Raw genomic sequence first — 17,345 nt, 5'->3', positions numbered from 1 at the left:
GGGGCCCCATCACGAAGTTCGAGGCGTCACTGCGTGCTTCGCTACGGATGACGAATACGGATTACGGATTTACGGATTACCAGGAGTCCCGTCACCCTCTGCATTGGCCACCATCTTGCGCAGTACCTTGAGCGCGGCCACGTACTCCTCGTCGCTGATGCCCTGGTGGACCACGGCGCGTACCTCGGTCGCCAGCTCACGGAGCCGCACTCTGGCGGCCTCCCCGGCATCCGTGAGGTACAGGCGCTGATCGTCGTCGATGCCGAGCCACTCACGGTGGAGCAACTGGTCGACGACCCTGGCTATCTCGTGCGGCCCGTCGGCAAGATGTGTCAGCTGCGCGACGACCTCCTCGCGGCTCGGCGCCGCGGGGCCGCCGTTCACGCGGTTGAGGACCCAGTACTGGGGTTGCGTGACGTCGATCCTGGCCATCGCGTCTCGCAGATACCGCGTGACGGTCGCATGGGCCAGGCCGCTCCAGTAGCCGACCGGCTGGGTGGCCAGCATGTCATCGGTGGCGGCCGGGTCCGCCGGTGCCTGGTCGGTGGTGTGTGCGATCAGCGATTCCATGATCGCAACGCTATGGTTCCCCGGCGCACCGAACAAACAGAATGCGGTGTTCATTTCGAATGCTGCATACACACCCCGGTGCACCGGCCGAAGATCGTCGTCCTGGCCGACGAAAGCCGGTGCGGGATGGGCGCAGACATGGGCGCGGGCATGGGCGCGGAACATGGGCGCGGAACATGGGCGCGGAACATGGGCGCGCATATAAGTGCGGCCACCGCTGATCATCGGTCTGCGAAGACAGACAATCACGCGGTGGCCGGGGAGCACGGAGGCTCTGCCTCGTGCGGTGCCGCCGCCCTGCGGCGGCACCCTGCGTCAGCTCTGTGCGGTGTCGTCGCCCGTCTGCCCGGTGCCCTCGGCCGCGCCGGTCTTCTCGCGCATCTTGCGCACCAGCTCCGCCTTCTGGTCGGCCGCGCTCCGGCGGTCGAGGTTGCGGTGCGGACCGTTGTTCTGCCGCTCGGCGCGGGACAGCTTCTTGCGCTGGCCGCCGCCCTGGCCGACGGGGTTGTTGATGTTCTTGCTCACGGTCATGGATTCTCCCGGTAAGGATGTGCAGTGATCTACGGATGCGCCGGTGGGGGACGGGCGGCGACGTCGAAGGACGTCAGCGGCGGCCCATCACGCTCTCACTCGTAAATCGGCGCCAGGAAGAACATGACAAAGACGTTACCCGGTTCCGCCGACACCGCGCACCAACCCTTTCGCCGCCTCCGCGCCGGCCGGGCCTTCATAACCTGCTCCTCATGCCCGGAAGCACCCCGCATGCGCGGCGCGACGACCGACCATCCTCAGGAGTCCCGGCGGGCGCGCCTGCGGCGGACATTCGACGAGGACGCGGAACTGTACGACCGGGCCAGGCCGGGATACCCGCCGGAGCTGTACGACGACCTCGCGGAACTCGCGGGTGCCCATTCCGGCAGCCGCGTACTGGAGGTGGACTGCGGGACCGGCCAGGCCACGGCTCCCCTGGCCGATCGGGGCTGCCGGATCACGGCCGTCGAGGCAGGACCGCACAGGGCCGCGATCGCCCGGAGCAACCTGGCCGGGGCTCCGGCTGTGGAGGCGGTGACGGCCGAGTTCGAAAGCTGGCCGATGGCAGGAGCCCTCGTCACCTGATGCTCACCGCAACGGAGCCGACACCGTCCGGCGTCCTGATCAACACCTACCGCCGCCGCGCCGAAGGGTGAGGACCTCATCGGCGGCAGCGACGCCCGGGCCTCCTCGTCGGCGACGATGGCCGGATGAATCAGGAACAAGAAGACGTGAGTGCGGCGATCGACGGTGAGTTGCGGCTGATGGATCCCGCCGTCCGTCTCTCCCGGTCCATCGCCGAGACACTGCTCGACCCGGAGTTCGTCGAGGTCGGGGCTTCCGGAAGGCGGTGGACGTACGAGGAGATGCTCAGCGCCCTCCCCGGGCTGGACGGCGGAGGCACGGACAGCGGCCCGCGCTACGAGCCCTCCGGTATGACCGGAGTGGTGCTGGGGCCCGGGCTGGTGCACCTCACGTACGAGACCGTCATCGGCGGCGACCGGGCCCGCCGGAGTTCGCTGTGGCGCAGGCGGGACGGGGAGACGTCGTGGCGGATGTACTACCACCAGGCGACGCCTGTTCCGGCCGGGGCGGGCTCCCGGGGCCGCACCCCGGCCGACTCCGCCTGACACCGGCCCCGACGTCCCGACGGCTCCGTACAGCGCGGCTCCGAACGAGTGGACTTCGCAGGGCGCGGCCGGGATGCGGTACGGAGACCGGGGGGCGGGTGGTGTCGTTGCCGTCGCTCCCCTCCCCTCCGGTCCGGAAGAGGCCCCCGTGCGACGCTCCCCCACCCGACGCCTGTTCGCCGCGATGCTCCTCACGGCGTCCGTACTGGCCCCGATGGCCGTGACTCCCGCCCCGGCGGTCCACGCCGCAGGCCTCGACCGGCACGATCAGCACCACGGGAACCACCGACTCGGCGGACCCGAGCGGCACGGCCAGGACGACTGTCCGCCCGGCGGTCTCGGTCCCGAGCTGACGGCCCGGCTGGACAAGGCCATCGCGGACGTCCGGGAGCAGGCCGGTATCCCCGGCGCCGTCGTCGGGCTGTGGATGCCGGGGAAGGGCAGCTACGTCCACGCCGACGGCGTCGCCAACACGGTCACCGGTGAGCCGATGTCGGCCGGCACCCGGATCCGGATCGGCAGTGAGACCAAGACGTTCACGGTCACCGCGCTGCTCCAACTCGTCGACGACAAGCTCGTCAAGCTGGACGACCCGATCTCCCGTTACGTCCCCGGCGTACGCAACGGCGACCGGATCACGCTGCGCCAGCTCGCCGGGATGCGCAGCGGCCTGTTCCCGTACACCGCCGACACGGACTTCGTGCACGACCTGCTGAGCGATCCGTACCGCTCGTTCACCCCCCGGGGCGTGCTCGCGTACGGCATGAAGCACAGGAACACCTTCGAGCCGGGCGCGGAGTTCCAGTACTCCAACTCCAACCTCGTCCTGCTCGGCCTGGTGATCGAGAAGGTCACCGGCCAGAAGCTCCGCCAGGTCATCCACGAGCGGGTCCTCCGCCCGGCTCACCTGCACGACACGCTCTTCCCGACCGGGGCCGAGTTCCCCGAGCCGCACGCCCACGGGTACACCGACCAGACGCTGAGCGGCGAGACCGAGGACGCCACGGACTGGAACCCCTCGTGGGCGTGGGCGGCGGGCGCGATGATCTCCGATCTGCACGACCTGCGCCGCTGGGCCAAGGTCGTCGCCACCGGGGAGCTGCTGAGCCCCGCGACCCAGGCCCAGCGGCTCAGGACGCAGCCGACCGGCTTCCCGGGGCTCAGCTACGGTCTGGGCATCTTCGAGACCGGCGGGTGGATCGGGCACAACGGTTCTCTGCCGGGGTACGAGACCGTGACCGTCTACCTGCCCGCGCAGAAGGCCACCCTGGTCATCATGATCAACACGGATTCCCTCAGCGATGGGCAGGAGCCGTCCACCCTGCTCGCCCGCGCGGTCACGCGGATCGCCACCCCGGACCACGTCTACGACGGCAGCGCCTCCCAGGAGCCGGCCACCTCGACCGCTCCCTGATGCCGCCCCGGGCGACCTCTCCGGGCTATCGCCCCAGCCCCTCCTCCACCAGCGCCGCCCACTGCGCCACCACCCGTGCCCGCCGGGCGGCGTCGTCGGTGAGGAGGTTGGCGAGGCCGAGGCCGCGGGCCATGTCCAGGAGGCCCTGAACCGTTTCGCGCGCTCCGGGGCGGGATTCGTCGGCGCCCAGGAGTTCGACGGCGATCCGGTGCGTCTCCCGGCCCACCCGCGCCTCCAGTTCCGTCACGCGCGGGCGGAGCTGGGCCTCGTTGGAGGCGGCGACCCAGAGCTGGAGCGCGGCCCGGAAGAGGGGGCCGGTGTAGAGGTCGACCAGGGCCGCGACCACCTCGGCGCGGCCCTGGACGGGGAGCGTGCGCAGGGCGGCGGAGCGTTCCTCGGCGACGTACTCGACCGCCCCCGTGAACAGGTCCTCGCGGGTCGGGAAGTGGTGCTGGGCCGCGCCGCGCGAGACGCCGGCCCGCTCGGCGACGACGGAGACGGTGGAGCCCGCCCAGCCGTGTTCGGCCAGGCAGGCCACCGCCGCCTCCAGGAGCCGCTGCCGGGTCGCCCGGCTGCGGTCCTGCTTCGGCGCGTGAGCAGCCTTGGAAGGGGAAGAGGAGGTCACCGCACCCATGCCGGGTCCCGTCGTTCGAGGAAGGCCGTCATCCCCTCCCTCGCCTCGTCGGAGGCGAACAACGCGGCGGATCGGGCGACGAGGTCTTCGGCGTACTGGTCGAAGCTCCTCAGCACGGTAGCCGTGACCAGCTCCTTCGATGCGGCCAGCCCCTGCGGCGAGGCCCTGCGCAGGCCGTCCAGGATGGGGAGGAGTGCCTGGCCGACGTCCTCGGCGGCCACCGTGACCAGCGAGATCCTGGCCGCCTCCGCCGCGTCGAAGCGCTCCCCGGTGAGGTAGTAGCGGTTCGCCGCCGTGCGGTCCAGGCGCGGCAGCAGGGTGAGGGAGATGACCGCCGGGGCCAGGCCGAGGCGGGACTCCGTGAGGGCGAAGGTCGAGGCCGGGCCCGCCACCGCGATGTCGCACGCCGCCAGCAGGCCCAGGCCGCCCGCCCGGACATGGCCCGTCACCCGGGCCACGACCGGTCTGGGCAGCGCGACGATGTCCCGCATCAGGCCCACGAACGCCCCCGGGTCCGGCGGCGCCTTCAGATCCGCTCCGGCGCAGAACGTCGACCCCGTGTGGGTCAGCACCACCGCCCGTACGGTGTCGTCGCCGGCACAGTCCGCCAGGGCGTCGCGCAACTCCGCCACCAACTGCGCCGAGAGCGCGTTGCGGTTGGCCGGGGAGTCCAGCGTCAGGGTCGCGATGCCCCGCTCCCCGGTCCGTACGATCAGGGTCACTGTTCCTCCGATGTTCCCGAATGGTCCGTCTTCTCCCGGTCGCGCAGCTCGCGCCGGAGGATCTTGCCGGACGCCGCGCGGGGCACCGCCTCGACGAACTCGGCCTGCCGCACCTTCTTGTACGGGGAGACGCGTTCGGCGACGTACGCCAGGACGTCCTCCACCGTCAGGCCGTCCGCCGCCGGGCCCCGCACCAGGAACGCCTTCGGGACCTCGTTGCCGTCCGCGTCGTACACCCCGATCACCGCCGCGTCCGTGAGGTGCTCGTGGGTGAGGAGCAGGGCCTCCAGCTCGGCGGGGGCCACCTGGTAGCCCTTGTACTTGATCAGCTCCTTGACCCGGTCGACGACGAACAGCCAGCCGTCCGCGTCGACCCGCCCGACGTCGCCGGTGTGCACCCAGCCGTCCGCGTCGATCATGTCGGCGGTGGCGTCGGGGCGGCCGAGGTAGCCCTTCATCACCTGCGGGCCGCGGATGAGGATCTCGCCGTCCGCCCCCTCCTCCGTGTCCTGCGTCGGGTCCGCCAGCGACACGATCCGCATCTCGGTGCCCGGCAGCAGCTTGCCGACCGTGCCCGGCGGCGGCCGCTCGGCGGAGAGCGGCACCACGTGCGTCCCCGGCGACAGCTCCGTCATCCCGTACGCCTGCCGCACCGGCGGCACCCCCAGGCGGGCCGAGCAGGCGGCGGCCAGCTCGGCGTCCAGCGGGGCGGCGGCGCTGACGATGTACTGGAGCGAGGAGAGGTCGTACTCCCCCACCAGCGGGTGTTTCGCCAGGGCCAGCACGATCGGCGGGGCCACGTACAGGCCGGTGATGCGGTGCGTCTGGACGGCCGCCAGGAACTGCGCGAGATCGAAGCGGGGCAGGACGACGACCGTCGAGCCGCAGCGCAAGGGAGCGTTCATCAGCGCGGTGAGCCCATAGATGTGGAAGAACGGGAGGACTGCCAGGATGCGGTCGCCCTCGCCCATCGGGATGAACGGTCTCAGCTGCTCCAGGTTGGTCGCGATCGAGCGGTGCGTGAGCATCACGCCCTTGGGCGTGCCCGTCGTGCCGGAGCTGTACGGGAGCGCCGCGACGTCCTCGCCGGGGTTGATGGCGATCTCCGGCACGGGGGCGGTGGAGGACAGCATGTCCAGGATGGAGGTGTGGCCCTCGGCCTGGTCGCAGACGTAGATCTCCCTTATCCCGCCGGTCAGTTCGGCTGCCCGGCGGGCGGTGGGGAGGAGCGGGGAGACCGTGACGATCCACTTCGCCCCGCTGTCGGCGAGCTGTTTGGCGAACTCCTCGGGTGTGGCCAGCGGGTGGACGGTGGTGACGGAGGCCCCGGCGCGGGTGGCCCCGTAGAAGACCGCCGGGTAGGCGATCGTGTTCGGGCTGTGGAGGGCGAGGACGTCGCCCTTGCGGAGACCGGCCTCGGCGAGGGCGGCGGCGATGCGCCGGTGGAAGCCGTCGAGCTGGGCGTACGTGAGGGAGGCGCCGTTCGTTCCGTCGATCAGGGCGACGGTGTCACCGAACCCGGCGGCCCCGCCCAGGACCGCGTCGTGGATGGGCGTGTCGAGGGCCGGTACGTCTGCGTACTCGCTGCGGAACACCATGGCGGTCCCCTGTCGTCGCGGTCTCCCGCGCCGCCCGGGAGGGGCGGCGCGGGACGCCGTGCGGGTGTGGAGGTCAGAATCACCCCTGTGGGGGAGGGATGGGGAGAGGTCGGACGGAAGCGGTTCGGGAAGGCCACGGGCCCGGAAGGCTCAAACGGCTCGGGAAAGCCACAGGCCCGCAAGGCTCGAACCGCTCGGGAAAGCCACAGGCCCGCAAGGCTCGAACCGCTCGGGAAAGCCACAGGCCCGCAAGGCTCAAACGGCTCGGGAAAGCCACAGGCCCGCAAGGCTCAGTACGACTTCGGCAGGCCCAGCGTCTGGTGCGAGACGTAGTTCAGGATCATCTCGCGGCTGACCGGGGCGATCCGGGCCACCCGGGACGCGGTGATCAGGGACGCGAGGCCGTACTCGCGGGTCAGGCCGTTGCCGCCGAGGGTGTGGACGGCCTGGTCGACCGCCTTCACGCACGCCTCCCCGGCCGCGTATTTCGCCATGTTCGCCGCCTCGCCCGCCCCGACGTCGTCGCCCTCGTCGTACAGCCGGGCCGCCTTCTGCATCATCAGGCGCGACAGCTCCAGGTCGATGTGCGCGGTGGCCAGCGGGTGCGCGATGGCCTGGTGGGAGCCGATCGGGGCCTTCCACACCTGCCGGGTCCTGGCGTACTCCACGGCCTTGCCGAGCGCGTAGCGGCCCATGCCGATGCCGAACGCGGCCGTCATGATCCGTTCGGGGTTGAGTCCCGCGAAGAGCTGGAGGAGGCCCGCGTCCTCGTCGCCGACCAGGGCGTCGGCGGGGATGCGTACGTCGTCGAGGACCAGCTCGAACTGCTTTTCGGGGGCGTGGAGTTCCATGTCGATCTGGTTCCGGCCAAAGCCCTCGGTGTCGCGCGGGACGATGAACAGGCAGGGTTTGAGTTTCCCGGAGCGGGCGTCCTCGGTGCGGCCGACGATCAGTGTGGCGTCGGCTATGTCGACGCCGGACACGAAGACCTTGCGGCCGGTGAGCAGCCAGTCGGCGTCCGGGCCCGTGCCGTCGCGGCGGGCGGTGGTGGTGATGCGGTGGGAGTTGGAGCCTGCGTCGGGCTCGGTGATGCCGAAGGCCATGGTGAGGCTTCCGTCGGCGAGGCCCGGCAGCCACTTCCGCTTCTGTTCGTCCGTACCGAAGCGGGCGATGACCGTGCCGCAGATCGCGGGCGACACGATCATCATCAGGAGGGGCGAGCCGGCTGCCCCCAACTCCTCCAGAACGATGGAGAGTTCGGCCATGCCGCCGCCTCCCCCGCCGTACTCCTCGGGGAGGTTCACCCCGAGGTAGCCGAGCTTGGCGGCCTCCGCCCACAGCTCGTCGGTGTGGTTGCCCTCGCGGACGACGGTGGTCATGTAGTCACGCCCGTACCGCTTGCCGAGGGCGGCGACGGCGGCGCGCAGGGCCTGGTGCTCTTCGGTTTCGAGGGTGGTGCCGGCGGCGGTGCGGGCGGTGCTCATGCGGTCTCCTCCGGTACGGGGATGGCGGCCGGGTCCTCCTGGACCACGGCGAGCAGCGCGCCGACCTCGACCTGGAGGCCGGGGGCGGCGTGCAGGGCGGTGAGGGTGCCGGAGGCGGGGGCGAGGATGCGGTGCTCCATCTTCATCGCCTCCAGCCAGATCAGCGGCTGCCCGGCCTCGACGGAGGCCCCGGCGGCCAGGCCCTCCGCGAGGCGGACGACGGTCCCGGGCATCGGGGCGAGCAGGGAGCCCGGTGCGGTGTGCGTGGCGGGGTCGGTGAAGCGGGGCAGGGCGGTGAGGGCGTACGAGGCGTCGGCGGTGTCCACGTACACCCGGTCGCTGCCACGGTCGGCCGTGACCCCGAAGTGCTGGGCCACACCGCCCACTTCGAGCGTCACCCGGTCCGGGGTGACGGCGAGGACGCGAACGCCCCGGGCGTCGTGCGGTTCCGGGACGCCGGTGCGCGGGGCGCGATAGGCGACCTCGTACTCGGTCCCGTCCGGCTCGCTCCGGTAGCGCCGGAGCTGCGGCCCCGATGCCACGTTGCGCCACGCCCCGAAGCGGGTGGGGGCGGGGCCGCCGGAGGCGGTGGTGCGTACGGCTGCCGCCAGGGCGGCGGCGAGGGCGGCCGTCGCCGGGCTCCGGCCGGGGGCGGTCAGGTCGTCCAGGTGCCGGTCGTAGAACCCGGTGTCCAGGCGTGCCGCCGCGAAGTCCGGGTGGCGCAACGACCGTACGAGCAGGTCGCGGTTGGTGACCGGGCCGTGGATCCGGGCCCGCTCCAGCGCGCGGGCCAGCAACCGGACGGCCCCGGCGCGGGTCGGGGCGTGGGCGATCACCTTGGCGAGCATCGGGTCGTAGTGCACGCCGATGGTGTCGCCCCCGGTGTACCCGGTGTCCAGGCGCAGGCCCGGCGCTTGTGGCACGTCCAGTGCGAGGAGTGCGCCGGTCTGCGGCTGCCAGTCGCGGGCGGGGTCCTCGGCGTAGAGCCGGGCCTCGACCGCGTGGCCCGACGGCGACGGGGGCGTCGGGCCCAGCGGCTCGCCCTCCGCCACCCGCAGTTGCAGGGCGACCAGGTCGAGCCCGAACACGGCCTCCGTGACCGGGTGTTCGACCTGGAGGCGGGTGTTCATCTCCAGGAAGTACGGGCGTCCATCGGCGGAGACCAGGAACTCCACGGTCCCCGCGCCCCGGTAGCCGACCGCCCGGGCCGCCGCCACCGCCGCTTCGTGGAGCCGGGTGCGCAGGGCCTCGTCCAGGCCCGGGGCGGGGGCCTCCTCGATGACCTTCTGGTGGCGGCGCTGGAGCGAGCAGTCCCGGGTGCCGAGCGCCCACACGGTGTCGTGCCCGTCCGCCATCACCTGGACCTCGACGTGCCGGCCGCGCTCCACGTACGGCTCGGCGAAGACCTCACCGTCCCCGAAGGCGGCTGCGGCCTCGGCGGCGGCTGCCAACAACTCATTTGGAAGTGCGTCGAGTTCGCGGACGACCCGCATGCCGCGTCCGCCGCCGCCCGCCGCCGCCTTCAGCAGCAACGGCAGGTCGTCGGAGCCTGCTGTCGCCGGGTCCACGGGGGCCAGCAACGGCACCCCCGCCCCGGCCATCAGCTCCTTGGCCCGGGTCTTGGACGCCATCAGCTCGATGGCCTTCACCGGCGGGCCCACCCACACCAGGCCCGCGTCCAGCACGGCGGCGGCGAAGGCTGCGTTCTCGGAGAGGAAGCCGTAGCCGGGGTGCACGGCGTCCGCCCCGGCGGCCAGCGCGGCGGCCACGACGAGGTCGCCGCGCAGATACGTGTCGGCGGGGGCCGCGCCCGGCAGGCGTACGGCGAGGTCGGCCTCCCGTACGTGCAGGGCGCCGGCGTCCGCGTCGGAGTGCACGGCGACCGTGGTGATGCCCAGGTCACGGCAGGTGCGGAAGATCCGGCAGGCGATCTCGCCCCGGTTGGCGACGAGCAGGGTATGGATCACGTCACTCCTCATGGGCGGGTCACATCCGGAAGGTTCCTCGTGGACGGCACGTGCGGGTCACAACCGGAAGGCTCCTGGTGGGCCTCATGGGCGATCACATCCGGAAGGCTCCTCGTGGGCCTCATGGGCGATCACATCCGGAAGACGCCGAAGCCGCCTCGGGCGCCCTCGACCGGTGCGGTGTGGATCGCGGACAGGCACAGGCCGAGGACGGTCCGGGTGTCGCGCGGGTCGATGACCCCGTCGTCGTACAACCGCCCGGACAGGAACACCGGCAGCGACTCCGCCTCGATCTGCTGCTCCACCATCGCCCGCAGCCCGGCGTCCGCCTCGTCGTCGTACGGCTGCCCCTTGGCGGCGGCGGAGGCGCGGGCGACGATGGACAGGACCCCGGCGAGCTGCTGGGGGCCCATGACGGCGGACTTGCTGCTCGGCCAGGCGAAGAGGAAGCGCGGATCGTAGGCGCGGCCGCACATGCCGTAGTGGCCGGCCCCGTAGGAGGCCCCCATCAGGACCGACAGGTGCGGGACCTTCGAGTTGGCGACCGCGTTGATCATCATCGCGCCGTGCTTGATGATGCCGCCCTGCTCGTACTCCTTGCCGACCATGTAGCCGGTGGTGTTGTGGAGGAAGAGCAGCGGGATGTCGCGCTGGTTCGCCAACTGGATGAACTGGGCGGCCTTCTGGGACTCCTCGCTGAAGAGAACACCCTGCGCGTTGGCGAGGATCCCGACCGGGTAGCCGTGCAGCCGCGCCCAGCCGGTGGCCAGGCTCGTCCCGTACAGCGGCTTGAACGCGTCGAAGTCCGAGCCGTCGACGAGGCGGGCGATGACCTCGCGCGGGTCGAAGGGGGCTTTCAGGTCGCCCGGCACGATGCCGAGCAGCTCGTCCTCGTCGTACTTGGGCGGCTCGGCGGGGCCGGGATCGGCGTGTGCCTTGCGCCAGTTGAGCCGGGCGACGATGCGTCGGGCCTGGCGGATCGCGTCGTGCTCGTCGACGGCGAAGTGGTCGGCGAGCCCTGAGGTGCGGGCGTGCATCTCGGCGCCGCCGAGGGACTCGTCGTCGCTCTCCTCGCCGGTCGCCATCTTCACCAGCGGCGGTCCGCCGAGGAAGACCTTGGACCGCTCCTTGATCATCACCGTGTGGTCGGACATACCGGGGACGTAGGCGCCGCCGGCCGTCGAGTTGCCGAACACGACGGCCACGGTGGGGATTCCGGCGGCGGAGAGCCGGGTGAGGTCGCGGAAGAGCGCCCCGCCCGGGATGAAGATCTCCTTCTGGGACGGCAGGTCGGCCCCGCCGGACTCCACCAGGCTGATGACAGGGAGCCGGTTGGCGAAGGCGATCTCGTTGGCGCGCAGGGCCTTCTTCAGCGTCCACGGGTTCGAGGCCCCGCCGCGTACGGTCGGGTCGTTGGCGGTGATCAGGCACTCGACGCCCTCCACCACCCCGATCCCCGTGACGAGCGCGGCGCCGACCGCGTAATCGCTGCCCCAGGCGGCCAGCGGCGACAGCTCCAGGAACGGGGTGTCGGGGTCGACGAGCAGCTCGATGCGCTCGCGGGCCGGGAGCTTGCCGCGCCCCCGGTGCCGGGTGACGTACTTCTCGCCGCCGCCCGCGAGCGCCTTGGCGTGCTCGGTCTCCAGTTCGGCGAGCTTGGCCACCATGGTGGCCCGGTTGGCCGCGTACTCGGGGCCTTCGGTGTCGAGCCCGGTGGGCAGGACGGTCATGCGGTCACCTCCGGGAGGGGGACGCCTTCCAGCAGCGGTACGGGGACGGGGAGCGACCGGGACCGCAGCCACTCCCCCAGCGCCTTGGCCTGCGGGTCGAAGCGGGCCTGGGCGGCGACGCCCTCTCCGAGGAGGCCGTGCACCGTGAAGTTCAGGGCACGGAGACGGGGCAGCACCTGGCGCACGACGGTCAGGGCGGCGGTCTCCGGCAGGAGTTCCTTCAGCCGCTCGACGGTCAGCTCGTGCGCCAGCCACCGCCAGGCGTCGTCGTCGCGCACCCAGACGCCCACATTGGCGTCGCCGCCCTTGTCGCCGCTGCGGGCACCCGCGATCAGACCGAGGGGTGCGCGCCGGGTGGGGGTGGAGACGGGATACGGCTCGGGGAGCGGTGGCGCGTCGGCCTCAGCCAACTCCCGGGTGCTGACCGGTGGTTCCTGGATCTCTCTGCGGCCGTCCGGGAGTACGGCGGTGTGCTCGACAGCCGCCGCCGGTACGGTCCTGGCCTCGAACACCCCGTAGGGCGCGCCCTTTCCGGGCGGGGCGGTGACGTGGAAGCCCGGGTAGCTGCCGAGGGCCAGCTCCACGGCCGCCCCGGAGACGGCCCGGCCGACCGCGTCGGCGTCCTGGTCGCGGACGACGAGCCGCAGCAGGGCGCTGGCCCGCTCCTCGGTGTCGGCGTCGGCGCGGTCGGTCCGGGCCAGCTCCCAGCGCACCTCGGCCGGAGGGCGCCCGCCGGTCCGTGCCAGGGCATCGGCGAACTGCTCCTTCACCAGGTCCGCCTTGGCCTCGATGTCCAGGCCGGTGAGGACGAAGACGATTTCGTTGCGCCAGCCGCCGAGCCGGGTGAGCCCCGCCTTGAGGGTGGGCGGCGGGGCCTCGCCGCGTACGCCGTCGACACGGACCCGGTCCGGGCCGTCCGGGGTCAGCGTCACGGTGTCGAGGCGGGCGGTGACGTCGGGGCCCGCGTACCGGGCTCCGCCGGTCTCGTAGAGGAGTTGGGCGGTGACGGTGCCGACGTCGACGACCCCGCCCGTACCGTCGTGCTTGGTGATGACCGAGGAGCCGTCGGCGTGGATCTCGGCGAGCGGGAAGCCGGGGCGGCGGAGGAGGCGGGCGTCGTGCTCGCGGAAGAACGCGTAGTTCCCGCCGGTCGCCTGCGTGCCGCACTCCAGGACGTGCCCGGCGACGACGGCCCCCGCGAGCGCGTCCAGGTCGTCCGGACCCCAGCCGAAGTGGGCGGCGGCGGGCCCGGTGACCAGGGCCGCGTCGGTGACCCGGCCGGTGACGACGACATCCGCCCCGGCCCGCAGACAGGCGGCGATCCCGGAGCCGCCGAGGTAGGCGTTGGCGGTGAGGAAGCCGTCCGGGACGGGCAGGCCGTCGCCCTCGACGTGGGCGACGGCGACGGGAACGCCGACCTTGGCCGCCAACGCCCGTACGGCGTCCGCCAGTCCGGCCGGGTTGAGACCCCCCGCGTTGGCGACGATCTTGACCCCGCGCTCGTGGGCGAGGCCGAGCCCTTCCTCCAACTGGCGCAGGAAGGTGGTGGCGTATCCCTTGCCCGGGTCCTTGAGGCGGCTCCGGCCGAGGATGAGCATGGTCAGCTCGGCGAGGTAGTCCCCGGTGACGACGTCGAGGGGGCCGCCGGTCAGCATCTCGCGCAGCGCGTCGAAGCGATCACCGTAGAAGCCGGAGGCGTTGCCGATCCGAAGGGGCGCGGGGGCGGGGACGCCGTCCGCCGGTGGTCGCCCTGGCACGCCGTGGGGAGCGCCGTCCGCCGGTGGTCGCCCTGGCCCGCCGCGGGGAGCGCCGTCCGCCGGTGGTCGCCCTGGCCCGCCGTGGGGAGCGCCGTTCACCGGTGGCCACCCTGGCCGTCCCGCTCCGCGCGGGGCGGGCGGCCGGGTCCGGGAGGGCCCGCGAAGGCCTGGGCGATGGAGAGCCACTGGTCGGCTTCGCGCCCCTCGGCGGTGACGGCGAGGTCGGACCGGTGGGCGCGCTGGGTGACCAGGAGGCAGAAGTCGAGGAGGGGGCCGGTGATCCGCTGGACGGCCTCCTCCGGCCCGTAGGTGATCATCTCGCCGTCCGGGGCGTGGAGTTCGACGCGGAACTCCTCCTCGGGCGCGGCGATCCCGCGTGCCCCGTAGGCGTAGTTCCGGGCCCGGACGCCGATCCGCGCCACGTGCCGGAGCCGGGTGGTGGGGGTCCGGGTCACCCCGAGGGCGTCGGCGATGTCCTGGCCGTGCGCCCAGGTCTCCATGAGCCGGGCGGTCGCCATGGACGCGACGCTCATCGGCGGCCCGTACCAGGGGATCCGGGAGCCGGCCGGGGCGTCCCGCAGGACCTTGTCGAGCCGCTGCCGCCCCGCCCGCCACCGCGTGAGCAGGGCGTCCGGGTCGTGGGCTGCGACCAGGGCTTCGGCCGCCTCGTCGACGAAGGTCTCGGGCGCGGCGAGGGCCTTGGCCACCTCGTCCCCGAACCGGTCCGGCTCGGTGGCGGCCAGCAGCGCGACCTCGTCGGTCCAGCTGAGGTGGGCGATCTGGTGGGCCACGGTCCATCGCTCGGCCGGGGTGGGCGCGCGCCAGCCGGGTGCGTCCAACACCGCCACCAGGGCGTCGAGTTCGTCGCTCTCCTCGCGCAGATCGTCGATCACGGCTACGGCAGCGGACACGTGCGCCCCCTCGGGACCGGGTGTGGTGCCCAGGAGCATGGCAGCGCACCAGGAAACAATCAAGCACGCTTGCATGATTTTCTGGCCGGGGTGCAGGGGTGCGGGGTGCGGGTGTGGTCGGAGTCGGGCTGGGCGCCCGTAGCGGGTGGCCCACTCGGCATCCACCAGGCCATCGCATGCGGTTGGGGCTGCATCGGGACCTGCGGAAGATGCGCCAGGACTTCAGCCTTGCGACCCCGCGTTCGACGGGCGCTCGCGCTGCGGCCCGTGCCTGATTGCGGGACTTTTCCATGGGCGTGCGTTCCTGCAGGGGCCTGCGCTTGATGCCGGTGGTCAGCCACGGGCCGTCGCCCTGGTAGGCGGCGCTCACGCGGAACCGAAACCCCGGGGTCAGCCCAGATCTTGGGGGGTACTGAGCTGCATACCAACTCGAGTCGATGGCGGGGTTGCGCAGAGCTCCCCAGAAGCGTTCGTCAGGTATCGGCGGCAGCGGAGGATTGCCCAGGTCCGCATGTAGATCCGTACGCCAGTCGACAGTGAAATGACTGCGGATTCCGGCGCTCTCGCACACGGACCTGTAGGGGGACCCCCAGATCCCGAGGGCTATCTGCTCCGCGGCCCACCTGCGAATGTTGTCTCGGTCGGTGTCGGCCTTCGCGAGCACCGCGCGGAGTCGCAAAGCGAGCGGCCCGGTCCGGTCCGCCCGCGGTGGAGCCATACCGCACTCCCGCGCGTCCAAGGCTGACTTGACCTCCGGGCACTTGTTGAGACCCGATTCGACCGCCAGTCTGCGCAACTGCTTCCGCGCGGCCTCCACCACCTGCTCACGCGGCAGGATCGCGATCAGCGCTCCGAGTTCCTCATACCCGTTCAGGTAGCTCGCGTGGAAGAGTTCGGTGGGACTGTAGGACAGGTCCAGCTCCGGCAGCTGCTCATCCGGCGTGGGAAGGGGATCGTCGGCATTGCACTGCGGCCTGGGAGCCAGAGGCCCCTCCCAGAACAGCCGGCCGTTGAACGTGACGACACCACCATCCTTGCCGCGCTCAAGCAGGTCGGCCAAGTCAGCTAGATACCCACCCAGCGAGTCGGCCTGTCCGAAGCTGGTGCCGGTCTCGTCGAAGAACCGCCCGATCGCACCGAAGGAATCCCGCCCGGTACGGCAATCCACCAGGAGACCGTCCGACGTCACGTCATAGGAACCGAACTTCACGTAGCTGCGAAGCCAGTAGCCCTCGACCTCACCCTCGATGCCTTGGTCGATGCCGCGCAGGAACCCGGTAGCCCCGAGGATCCCGCTCACTCCGAGCAGCCGGTCGCCCGTGCTGAACTGGAAAGCCTCAGGTCCCTCCAGCGCCCCGTTGTGTCGGAGGAGTGAAGCGACCAGGTCCGGAGGAAAGGTAACCCCCAGTTCCTCTTGCGCCGCCGCGATCTCCTCGTCCCTGGCGGGCGGCCCAAGCGTGGCGAAAGTGCGGGGCGCGTGCTCGCGCAACCACGCGTCGATACGAGTCCATGAGGCATGGACCAGGTCTGCTGTCATAGGGCCGACCCTAGAGCCGGCTACTGACAACAGCTTGATCGCCGCTCATCGACCTTGCCCTCCGTGTTGGCATTCTGGCCGACGAATCCGAGTGGCCCCTGGTCCCGGCTCACCCAGCTGCTGGCACCGGACGCTGCAGCTACCCACTCGAGGGCTCGCTCGCCAAGTGAAGTGCTCAGTCACCATCTCGATCGGTGGCCAACTCGAAGAAGCTCACTGATCACCTCAGAAGGACGGAACTACGCAAAACCATCGGCCACCACGAGCGCCGCACGCGTCAGCGCGGTCCGGCGGGATATGTTCACGGTCACTTCTTCGTCTCCTCGAGCCCGTTCTTCGGGCGAGCGGTGAAGGTCAGTGCGGCGGCGGTCACGCCGAACAGCCCCGCCGCGGGATTCATATATCCGGGCACGACGGCGTCGTACGTCTGCCCGCCGGTGAGGCGGCACCTGAACTCCACAGGGAGGAAACCGTATTCGTATCCGTCGACGGACCGTGCCCGCTCGGCTCCCAGCCGCTCTTCACAGGCCTGGGCCTGGCGGCTCTCGTCCAGGGTCACGAAATGCAGCAGCCCCCAGGTGTAGAAGCCGAACGCACAGGCCCACGCGACGGCTGCGGCGCCCTGGACGAGGGTGCGGGCGTCGCGCCCGCCGCGTCTCCCGAGCAGCAGCCGCAGACCGCGGACGGTCATCCAGAGCGTCAGACCGATGCCCAGCGGCGTCAGCAGGAACACGAGACCGATGTAGAGGTCGTCCGAGGTGTCTGTCACCAGCATGCGGCGGGCCCTGTCAGTTGTGCCGGAAGATGGAGTCCGCCGGGTCGTGCTGGGCCGAGCAAGGCCAGCCCGAGAGACACCCCGCGACCTACCATCGCACCCACGGGGTCCGCTACTTCCACGGCTGCTATTGCATCGGCAACGACACCCTCTGGGGCGCAAACCGCCGCAAGAAGGGCGCCGCGAGCACTTTGGCCGCGTTGAAGCCAATCCGGACTGCCCGCCCGGACGGCGCCCCGATCTACGTCATCCTGGACAATCTGTCCGCCCACAAAGGCGCCGATATCCGCCGCTGGGCGAAGAGAAGCAAGGTCAAGCTGTGCTTCACCCCGGCCTGCGCATCCTGGGCGAACCCGATCGAAGCCCACTTCGGACCACTGCGCCAGTTCACCGTCGCCAACTCCCGCCATGGCAACCGCACGGCGCAGACACGGGCCTTGCATGCCTATCTGCGCTGGCGGAACGCGCACGCCCGCCATCCCGACGTGCTGGCCGCCCAGCGTCGCGAGCGCGCCCGCATCCGCAGCGAGAAGGGCATTCATCGGGGCGGGCGCCCAGTACGAACTACTGGACCCTGCGAAAAAC

13 protein-coding genes and 4 pseudogenes are annotated in these 17,345 nt (G+C 71.6%); 4 read left to right on the top strand and 13 right to left on the bottom strand.

The features are described from left to right. Positions 1-69 precede the first annotated feature (69 nt). Together ACH4KB_RS09555 and ACH4KB_RS09550 are read right to left on the bottom strand one after the other, a co-directional pair. Positions 70-570, bottom strand: a complete 501-nt coding sequence (locus tag ACH4KB_RS09555) for a MarR family winged helix-turn-helix transcriptional regulator (protein ID WP_398065268.1) — start codon at positions 568-570, stop codon at positions 70-72. 315 nt (positions 571-885) lie between these two features. Further along, on the bottom strand, positions 886-1,101 hold the full coding sequence (locus ACH4KB_RS09550) for a DUF6243 family protein (RefSeq protein ID WP_007454046.1): 216 nt from the start codon (positions 1,099-1,101) through the stop codon (positions 886-888). 231 nt (positions 1,102-1,332) lie between these two features. On the opposite strand from ACH4KB_RS09550, the pseudogene ACH4KB_RS09545 reads away from it, so the two are divergent. The 3 genes and pseudogenes from ACH4KB_RS09545 to ACH4KB_RS09535 form a co-directional block, all read left to right on the top strand. Beyond that, positions 1,333-1,665: pseudogene (locus ACH4KB_RS09545) on the top strand (class I SAM-dependent methyltransferase); the annotation flags it as partial. 146 nt (positions 1,666-1,811) lie between these two features. Continuing rightward, on the top strand, positions 1,812-2,231 hold the full coding sequence (locus tag ACH4KB_RS09540) for a DUF4440 domain-containing protein (RefSeq protein ID WP_398065266.1): 420 nt from the start codon (positions 1,812-1,814) through the stop codon (positions 2,229-2,231). Positions 2,232-2,379: 148 nt separating this feature from the next. Further along, a complete protein-coding gene (locus ACH4KB_RS09535) occupies positions 2,380-3,645 on the top strand; it encodes a serine hydrolase domain-containing protein (RefSeq protein WP_398065264.1) in 1,266 nt (421 codons plus the stop codon). A 25-nt stretch (positions 3,646-3,670) separates the two neighbouring features. Here the strand turns inward: ACH4KB_RS09535 and ACH4KB_RS09530 are convergent, their stop codons facing one another. The 11 genes and pseudogenes from ACH4KB_RS09530 to ACH4KB_RS09480 all read right to left on the bottom strand — a co-directional run bounded on the left by ACH4KB_RS09530 (position 3,671) and on the right by ACH4KB_RS09480 (position 16,760). Continuing rightward, a complete protein-coding gene (locus tag ACH4KB_RS09530) occupies positions 3,671-4,279 on the bottom strand; it encodes a TetR/AcrR family transcriptional regulator (RefSeq protein ID WP_398065262.1) in 609 nt (202 codons plus the stop codon). Further along, a complete protein-coding gene (locus tag ACH4KB_RS09525; RefSeq protein WP_398065260.1) occupies positions 4,267-5,001 on the bottom strand; it encodes an enoyl-CoA hydratase family protein in 735 nt (244 codons plus the stop codon). Before ACH4KB_RS09525 ends, ACH4KB_RS09530 begins: the two co-directional genes overlap by 13 nt. Continuing rightward, the gene (locus ACH4KB_RS09520) at positions 4,998-6,599 is read right to left on the bottom strand and encodes a 4-coumarate--CoA ligase family protein (protein ID WP_398065259.1); all 1,602 of its coding nucleotides are present in this window, start codon (positions 6,597-6,599) and stop codon (positions 4,998-5,000) included. The genes ACH4KB_RS09525 and ACH4KB_RS09520 overlap by 4 nt, the downstream gene beginning before the upstream one ends. A gap of 290 nt (positions 6,600-6,889) precedes the next feature. Next, positions 6,890-8,083: an acyl-CoA dehydrogenase family protein gene (locus tag ACH4KB_RS09515; protein WP_398065257.1), complete on the bottom strand. Its 1,194-nt coding sequence runs from the start codon at positions 8,081-8,083 to the stop codon at positions 6,890-6,892. After that, complete coding sequence (locus tag ACH4KB_RS09510) at positions 8,080-10,062, bottom strand: biotin carboxylase N-terminal domain-containing protein (RefSeq protein ID WP_398065255.1); 1,983 nt, start codon at positions 10,060-10,062, stop codon at positions 8,080-8,082. Before ACH4KB_RS09510 ends, ACH4KB_RS09515 begins: the two co-directional genes overlap by 4 nt. Positions 10,063-10,181: 119 nt before the next feature. After that, entirely contained in the window at positions 10,182-11,780 is a 1,599-nt protein-coding gene (locus ACH4KB_RS09505) for an acyl-CoA carboxylase subunit beta (protein WP_398065253.1), read from the bottom strand. Beyond that, a complete protein-coding gene (locus ACH4KB_RS09500) occupies positions 11,777-13,537 on the bottom strand; it encodes an acyclic terpene utilization AtuA family protein (RefSeq protein ID WP_398065623.1) in 1,761 nt (586 codons plus the stop codon). The genes ACH4KB_RS09505 and ACH4KB_RS09500 overlap by 4 nt, the downstream gene beginning before the upstream one ends. A 95-nt stretch (positions 13,538-13,632) precedes the next feature. Beyond that, positions 13,633-14,448 carry a TIGR03084 family metal-binding protein gene (locus tag ACH4KB_RS09495; RefSeq protein WP_398065251.1) on the bottom strand — a complete coding sequence of 272 codons (816 nt, stop codon included), beginning with the start codon at positions 14,446-14,448 and terminating at the stop codon, positions 13,633-13,635. A gap of 175 nt (positions 14,449-14,623) precedes the next feature. Further along, positions 14,624-14,809, bottom strand: a pseudogene (locus ACH4KB_RS09490) (transposase family protein); the annotation flags it as partial. Between the two features lie 714 nt (positions 14,810-15,523). Beyond that, a pseudogene (locus ACH4KB_RS09485) lies at positions 15,524-15,985 on the bottom strand (SMI1/KNR4 family protein); the annotation flags it as partial. Between the two features lie 307 nt (positions 15,986-16,292). Further along, positions 16,293-16,760, bottom strand: a complete 468-nt coding sequence (locus ACH4KB_RS09480; protein ID WP_398065250.1) for a hypothetical protein — start codon at positions 16,758-16,760, stop codon at positions 16,293-16,295. Positions 16,761-16,795: 35 nt separating this feature from the next. Between ACH4KB_RS09480 and ACH4KB_RS09475 the strand changes: the two are divergent. After that, positions 16,796-17,320 (top strand): annotated as a pseudogene (locus ACH4KB_RS09475) (transposase); the annotation flags it as partial. Positions 17,321-17,345 lie beyond the last annotated feature (25 nt).

The organism is Streptomyces sp. NPDC017520, from assembly GCF_044329855.1.
GTDB lineage: Bacteria > Actinomycetota > Actinomycetes > Streptomycetales > Streptomycetaceae > Streptomyces.
The sequence above is the reverse complement of the archived record's forward strand: the minus strand, read 5'-3'. Positions and strand labels throughout refer to the sequence as shown.

Excerpts from the sequence above, each read along its gene's own strand:
- ACH4KB_RS09510 (WP_398065255.1), bottom strand. The coding sequence starts at position 10,062 with ATGAGGAGTGACGTGATCCATACCCTGCTCGTCGCCAACCGGGGCGAG.
- ACH4KB_RS09550 (WP_007454046.1), bottom strand. The coding sequence starts at position 1,101 with ATGACCGTGAGCAAGAACATCAACAACCCCGTCGGCCAGGGCGGCGGC.
- ACH4KB_RS09540 (WP_398065266.1), top strand. The coding sequence starts at position 1,812 with ATGAATCAGGAACAAGAAGACGTGAGTGCGGCGATCGACGGTGAGTTG.
- ACH4KB_RS09515 (WP_398065257.1), bottom strand. The coding sequence starts at position 8,083 with ATGAGCACCGCCCGCACCGCCGCCGGCACCACCCTCGAAACCGAAGAG.
- ACH4KB_RS09505 (WP_398065253.1), bottom strand. The coding sequence starts at position 11,780 with ATGACCGTCCTGCCCACCGGGCTCGACACCGAAGGCCCCGAGTACGCG.
- ACH4KB_RS09555 (WP_398065268.1), bottom strand. The coding sequence starts at position 570 with ATGGAATCGCTGATCGCACACACCACCGACCAGGCACCGGCGGACCCG.
- ACH4KB_RS09530 (WP_398065262.1), bottom strand. The coding sequence starts at position 4,279 with ATGGGTGCGGTGACCTCCTCTTCCCCTTCCAAGGCTGCTCACGCGCCG.
- ACH4KB_RS09480 (WP_398065250.1), bottom strand. The coding sequence starts at position 16,760 with ATGCTGGTGACAGACACCTCGGACGACCTCTACATCGGTCTCGTGTTC.
- ACH4KB_RS09520 (WP_398065259.1), bottom strand. The coding sequence starts at position 6,599 with ATGGTGTTCCGCAGCGAGTACGCAGACGTACCGGCCCTCGACACGCCC.